The sequence below is a fragment of the Ruegeria sp. AP12 genome (assembly GCF_056540025.1).
In genome coordinates, this window is the sequence record NZ_JBQFVZ010000149.1 from 1 (window position 1) to 875 (window position 875).

Consider the following 875-nt stretch of genomic DNA (forward strand, 5'->3'; position numbering starts at 1 on the left):
CGGCTCATCCAGCATCAGTACCTTCGGCTGAGTCATCAGCGCGCGGCCCACGGCCACCTGCTGGCGCTGACCGCCCGACAGTTCGCCGGCCGCTTGATGGCGTTTATCGCGGAGGATGGGGAACAACTCATAGACCTGCTCCATCGTGTCCGAGAAATCATCCCGGCGGATAAAGGCACCCATCTCAAGGTTCTCTTCCACCGTCATCGAGGTGAAGATGTTCGAAGTCTGCGGCACAAAACCCATCCCACGCATCACCCGGTCCTGAGGCGTGAGAGAGGTGATATCCTCGCCGTCCAACCGAACTGCGCCCGAGCGCACATCCAGCATGCCGAACACGGCCTTCATCGCAGTAGACTTGCCAGCGCCGTTGGGCCCGACGATGACTGCAATCTCGCCCCGGTCGACGGCGATGGTGCAATCGTGCAGAATGTCGGGCCCTTTGCCGTAGCCACCTGTCATCGTGTCGCCGATCAGAAACGGCCCACCATCGACCTTGTGTGTTGCGCCGCTTTTGCGATGGGCCGGGGTCATGGTGCCGACGCCTTGCGTGTTCGTGATCGACGCGTCCTTGTTGCCTTTGTCGTCGTGATAAGGATTATCGCTCACGCTCCGGCCTCCAGCTTGTCTTTGTTCTTCAGGCCAGTGCCCAGGTAGGCCTCGATCACGTGTTCATTGGCTTTGATCTCGTCCAGAGTGCCTTCGGCCAACACCTTGCCCTCGGCCATGCAAATGACCGGGTCGCAAATCTTGCCGATGAAATCCATGTCGTGCTCGATGACGACGAAGGTATAGCCGCGTTCCTTGTTCAGGCGCAGAATTGTGTCGGCAATGGTCATCAGCAGGGTGCGGTTCACGCCCGCGCCGACCTCGTC

2 protein-coding genes are annotated in these 875 nt (G+C 60.0%); both read right to left on the minus strand.

Going from position 1 to position 875, the window contains the following annotated elements; all coding sequences use genetic code 11:
* On the minus strand, positions 1-609 hold a 609-nt coding region (locus ACR0E6_RS21900; RefSeq protein ID WP_480587287.1), incomplete at its 3' end, for an ABC transporter ATP-binding protein.
* Positions 606-875 (minus strand): ABC transporter ATP-binding protein C-terminal domain-containing protein (locus ACR0E6_RS21905; protein ID WP_480587290.1); only part of this gene is annotated, 270 nt, incomplete at its 5' end. The genes ACR0E6_RS21905 and ACR0E6_RS21900, both read right to left, overlap by 4 nt.